Annotated in this window: 4 protein-coding genes and 1 pseudogene; 4 read left to right on the top strand and 1 reads right to left on the bottom strand. The window is 66.1% G+C overall.

All coding sequences use genetic code 11. From position 1 onward, the window contains the following. The 4 genes and pseudogenes from DW024_RS10125 to DW024_RS09725 all read left to right on the top strand — a co-directional run. Positions 1-455: pseudogene (locus DW024_RS10125) on the top strand (lantibiotic ABC transporter permease); the annotation flags it as partial. After that, a complete protein-coding gene (locus tag DW024_RS09735; RefSeq protein WP_118377595.1) occupies positions 448-849 on the top strand; it encodes a hypothetical protein in 402 nt (133 codons plus the stop codon). The pseudogene DW024_RS10125 and the gene DW024_RS09735, both read left to right, overlap by 8 nt. A 44-nt stretch (positions 850-893) precedes the next feature. Further along, complete coding sequence (locus DW024_RS09730; RefSeq protein ID WP_117776253.1) at positions 894-1556, top strand: response regulator transcription factor; 663 nt, start codon at positions 894-896, stop codon at positions 1554-1556. A gap of 26 nt (positions 1557-1582) precedes the next feature. Further along, entirely contained in the window at positions 1583-2980 is a 1398-nt protein-coding gene (locus DW024_RS09725; protein ID WP_117629188.1) for a sensor histidine kinase KdpD, read from the top strand. 4 nt (positions 2981-2984) lie between these two features. On the opposite strand, the gene DW024_RS09720 is transcribed toward DW024_RS09725, so the two are convergent. Beyond that, positions 2985-3188, bottom strand: coding sequence for a ribbon-helix-helix domain-containing protein (locus DW024_RS09720; RefSeq protein WP_117629189.1), 204 nt, complete (start codon positions 3186-3188; stop codon positions 2985-2987). Between the last annotated feature and the right edge of the window lie 1604 nt (positions 3189-4792).

Below are 4792 nucleotides of genomic sequence, written 5' to 3'. Positions count from 1 at the left end.
TGGCCGTGGCGCTCGGCGTGTTCGGGGCCGTGCTCGCCGTCGCCGGGCGCCTGCCGCTCGGGCCCGCTCCGTTTGCGGCCGCGTGGGCGGGCATCGTGCTGGGCAGCCTGCCCCTCTACGCGCTGTGGCTCGGCGTGGCCCTGCGCCTCGGCCGCAACGCCGCCATCGGCGCCGGAGCTGCGGGGGTGCTCCTCGCGTTCTTCTCGGTGGGCGGACTTGCGCACGGCCTCATGACCGGCGAGCTCTCCGGTGCCCTGGCGACGCCCCTGTGCTGGGTGCCGCTCGCCTGGCCCGCGCGCCTGGGGTCTCTCGGGGTTGAGGCCTTCATCGACGCCGCACGCGCGGCGGGCCCACTCCTCACGACTGCGCTCGCTGGCCTCGTGCTCACCCTGGCAGCCGACGCCGTCCTTCTCGCCTGGTTCTGCCGCTTCGAGGACGGGAGGGCAGATGCGTAGAAAGCCGCTCGCCGCCATGCTCGTCCTCCTCTCCGCAGCGCTCGTCCTGGGCGGGAATGCCCTGCTCGACGCCGGCTGGGGGTCGGCGCTGCGCTCGATCGCCGACCGCGTGCTGCCCAACCCTGAGATCGCCATGTGGGCGCCCGCGCCCGAGCCCGGCAGCCACTTGAGCTCCTACGCCGACGCCACCGGGGCGGGGGCAAACTACGTCTACCTGGTGGACGCGGCGGATGACAGGGGCAATGTCCGAGAGCTCCAGCTCATCTTCTTCGGGCGGGAGTCGGACGGCGAGGGCTGGCTCGAGATCGAGGCGCGCGGCGGCTCGGGCGAGCGCTACCGCGCGTGCGACGCGGCCGAGGCGCCCGAGGCTGCGCGCGGGGCTCTGGACCGCTGAGTGCGGCGCTAGTACAATTCCGACGAGAGTTTCAGGAGGTCAACATGGCGAGGATACTGGCAGTGGATGATGAACGGGCGATCCTCGACGCGCTCGCGCGCGTCCTCGGCCGCGACGGCCATGAGGTCGTCAGGGCGGCGGACCCGACGGCGGTCCCGGGGATGGACCTCTCGCGCTTCGACCTCGTGCTCTGCGACGTCATGATGCCGGGGCTCGACGGCTTCGAGCTCGTGCGGCAGATCCGTCCGGACTTCGACGGGCCCATCGTCTTCCTGACCGCGCGCGTGGCCGAGGAGGATGCCGTGGCCGGCTACGGCCTGGGCGCCGACGACTACGTCCGCAAGCCCTTCGGGGCCGCGGAACTGCGCGCCAAGGTCGCGGCCCATCTACGCCGTGAGCGCCGGCCGCGCTCGCACGCCCTCTCCTTCGGGGAGGTGCGGATCGACCTCGGGGCGCGCGACCTCGCCGTGGGCGGCGAGGCCGTGCCGCTCACGCCTACCGAGTACGCCATCTGCGAGTACCTCGCCCGCCACCCCGGGCAGGTCATGAGCCGCGCGCAGATCCGCGAGGCGGTGCTCGGCTGGGAGAGCGACGCCGACGACGCGGCCATATCCATGCAGGTCAGCCGCGCCCGGAGGAAACTCTCCGAGGCCGGTGCCGATCCGATCGCGACCGTCTGGGGGATGGGGTACAAGTGGCAGCTCTAAGGACCGGGGCGCGAGGTCGCGGGGGCATGCCGCTCTCCTTCGTCATCGCGCGCTACTTCGCCTACGCGTTCGCGGCGGTCGCCACGGCGTGGCTCGCCTCGTTCATGGCGCTCTCCGCGGCGATCAACGCGGGCTTCGTCTACGAGGCAAGCTGGGGGCCGGCCAATGTGCGCGAGGTCGCGGAGGGCCTGGCACGCGACGGCGTCTGCGGACAGCAGGACGTGCCGACGGCGTACCGCTACCTCATCCTGAATAAGGACGGATACGTGCTGATGACAGACCTCGATGGCACGCGGCTCGAGGACGCGACGGAAATGGCCCGTGCGGCACTCGCCGCGGATCCGGGCACAGTGGAGATCGAGGGCGGGGGCTCGGGCCTCACCTACGCCGCGTTCCCGCTCAAGGGCGGCGGGGCCTGCGCACTCGTCAGCGAGTACCTGCCGCAGTGGGTCTCGCGCGATCTCGCCAGCCTGCTTCCCAACCCGCAGAACCTCATGCTCGTCGGCGCCGCTGTGGGAAGCGCGCTCGCGCTCGCGCTCGTGGCGCGCCGTGCGAGCCGCGTGATCTCGCGCAAGATGGCGCCGCTCGCGGAGGCGGCGGGGCGCGTCGGCGCGGGGGAGCTCGACTTCGCGGTCGGCAGCACCAACGTGCGTGAGGTGAACGACGTCCTCGCCGCGATGGACGCCATGCGGGCCTCCCTCGCCGAGTCGCTCGAGGCCCGCTGGGCCGCGGAGCGGGGGCAGCGCGAGCAGATGGCGTCGCTCGCCCACGACCTCAAGACGCCGCTCACCGTGCTGCGCGCCAACGCCGACTTCGTGGCGGAGGAGCTGGAAGACGAGAAAGACGCCGACCTCGCGGCCGCCGCGCGCGACATAGCCGGCAGTGTCGAAAGGCTTGACGGCTACGTGCGCCTGCTCATCGAGGCGTCGCGCGGGTCCGGCGGGGCGGAGAGGGCCCCCATGCGGCCGGCCGAGCTCTGCGAACAGGTCCTCGCCGAGGCCGCCCAGATCGCCCGGGCGCGAGGCGTGACGCTCGACGCAGCCACGGGCCCCGCTGTCGCGGGCGCGCCCGAGGCCCCACTCGACCGAACCACCCTGGCGCGAGCCGCCGCGAACCTCGTGGCCAACGCCGCCGAGCACGCGCGCTCGCGCGTGGTGGTCTCCTGCGACGTCGCTGGTGGATACCTCGTCATCGAGGTCGCCGATGACGGACCGGGCTTTTCTCCCGCCGCCCTCGAACGCGGCTGCGAGCGCCTCTTCACAGACGACTCCTCTCGCTCCTCGCGCGACGGAGGCCGCCATTACGGGCTCGGCCTCCACGTCGCCTCCGAGGCCGCGAGCGCCCACGGGGGCTCCGTCTCGCTCGCCAACAGCCCCTCGGGCGGCGCGGTGGCCACCATCGCGGTCCCCCTGTGCGGGGCCTGACGAATCAGGCCCCGCACACTGGCATGCCTCGCAACCAAACGCCTCCCGAATAATTCATGAGGCCGTACTCGTATTCGAGCCTGTCTATCTCCGCGGCGAGGGCCTCCGTCATGTAGAAGGTTTTCGTGCGGCCCGTCGACTTCGCCAGGTGGTCGTACCTGTTCGAGAGGTCCTCGGGGATTCTCAGGACTGCGGTGGCGGTTGCCATGATGCACCTCCCGGTTAGATGCAATACGTGTATTACATTCTGTCACATCACCCGCACCGGCGTACGGCCGCATCTGCTCTTTTACCTTACATTATGTCAACCGGCCCATGGTCGGCTTATTCAGCCGGATTAAATCAAGCATTAAATCAATCCAGACCTATAAGGGGCGGCGGAAATCCATTGAGGAATGAGGGCGCCGTCCCTAGGTCGGCTCCTCGATGGCCGCGGCTGAATTCCCCTGCCATCGTCTGCGTGGGTTCCGGCACGGGGTTCTGGCACTGCTCGAGTGGGGCACAAGGCTCGGCTGTCGGTCGTGCCGGACGGCATACGTTTTGAGACCGGCAAGCTGTTGCCGGCTCGAGGACAGCGGCCCGGTGCACCGGGCCGATCGATAGAGGACTCAGGTTCACAGCGCAGTTTCTTGGGGCTCGCATATATAGGAAGACTTGATCGGCAATCGATTTTAATGAAGTCGACAGCGCGTGTCAGAGCTTTCAACAAACCGCAGGTAAATCCGTGTACCAAAAATTGGTACACGGATTTACCTGCGATGTTCATGCTTGGTCAAAAGCCCATCAAGCGATATATTCATTATTTTAATGCGCGCGCCTGAGCTTTTGGCTGAAGTGGCAGTCCGACCGCCGGCAGGCGGCCACGCTATGTCCAAAGGCCACGCCTACTCCCAGTGCCCGGCTACGTCGACGACCCAGTGCTGCCCGTCGAGTTCCTGCCGCAGGGCTACATCAGGGACGTCTTATTGGGGGACGACCACATGGAACCCCGGGAGATCAAGCTGTACGGCTGATCCATCCGTCAACAACATGTCAAAGCCCCAAAACCCAACAGGATCGCGAACGAGGGGATGAATTGACCGCCCGGGTATTTGCGCCCGGGCGGTCAATTTTATCAACCATGGGTGCGATTCTGTGAGGCCATTTTTCTGGCATCCGCCGTTTGCTCCGGTCTCAACGCACCCATCGACCGTTCAGTTATCTTTGCGAACGCGACCACGTGCGCATTTGTCGAACAATCAAATGTCCGACAATGTCTGACGGAGCTGTCAGACATTCACGCACGAACAGGTGAGCTTCGCGAGCGATTGTAGGCAACTAGTAGCCCCAGCTGCGTCTTTAGCGCAGGTTCGACGTCTGACATCTTGAATGTCTGACGTTGAACGAAGCTGGTTGATAACAAGCAGGTGGAATAAACATGGAGCCCGACACCTCTCGCGCAATCGGCGCGCGGCAAGGGTCTGGCCCATCTCATATGTTGCCAACGCTAACGGTGAACCTGAGCGCCCGGGCACATTCTTTGTTGGCTGAAACCGGCATAGCAACTAGCGGAAGGCATCATCGAAGGAGTGTGCTGGAAAGCACCCGTCTCCTTAACTGTTAGAAATGCAAGTTAATAATCTACGTGGTCAATATAATACCGTTGAACCCGCATATCGATACCGCTCAGCCATTCGCCTCGCCCCCGTCGCACGTATCTTCATCCGGTCTGTTATTTTTAATCTAACAATTCTTTGAGGAACGTAGGTGCTTCTAAATGTACTGTCGACTTCTTCTCAAACTAATCCTAAGAGACAGGGCCGTATGGATCTC

This window comes from Collinsella sp. AF37-9, assembly GCF_003475115.1.
Lineage (GTDB): Bacteria > Actinomycetota > Coriobacteriia > Coriobacteriales > Coriobacteriaceae > Collinsella.
This window is presented reverse-complemented; position numbering and strand designations above follow the sequence as displayed.

Coding starts and splice junctions, on each gene's coding strand:
- DW024_RS09720 (WP_117629189.1), bottom strand. CDS start 3,188: ATGGCAACCGCCACCGCAGTCCTGAGAATCCCCGAGGACCTCTCGAAC.
- DW024_RS09730 (WP_117776253.1), top strand. CDS start 894: ATGGCGAGGATACTGGCAGTGGATGATGAACGGGCGATCCTCGACGCG.
- DW024_RS09735 (WP_118377595.1), top strand. CDS start 448: ATGCGTAGAAAGCCGCTCGCCGCCATGCTCGTCCTCCTCTCCGCAGCG.
- DW024_RS09725 (WP_117629188.1), top strand. CDS start 1,583: ATGCCGCTCTCCTTCGTCATCGCGCGCTACTTCGCCTACGCGTTCGCG.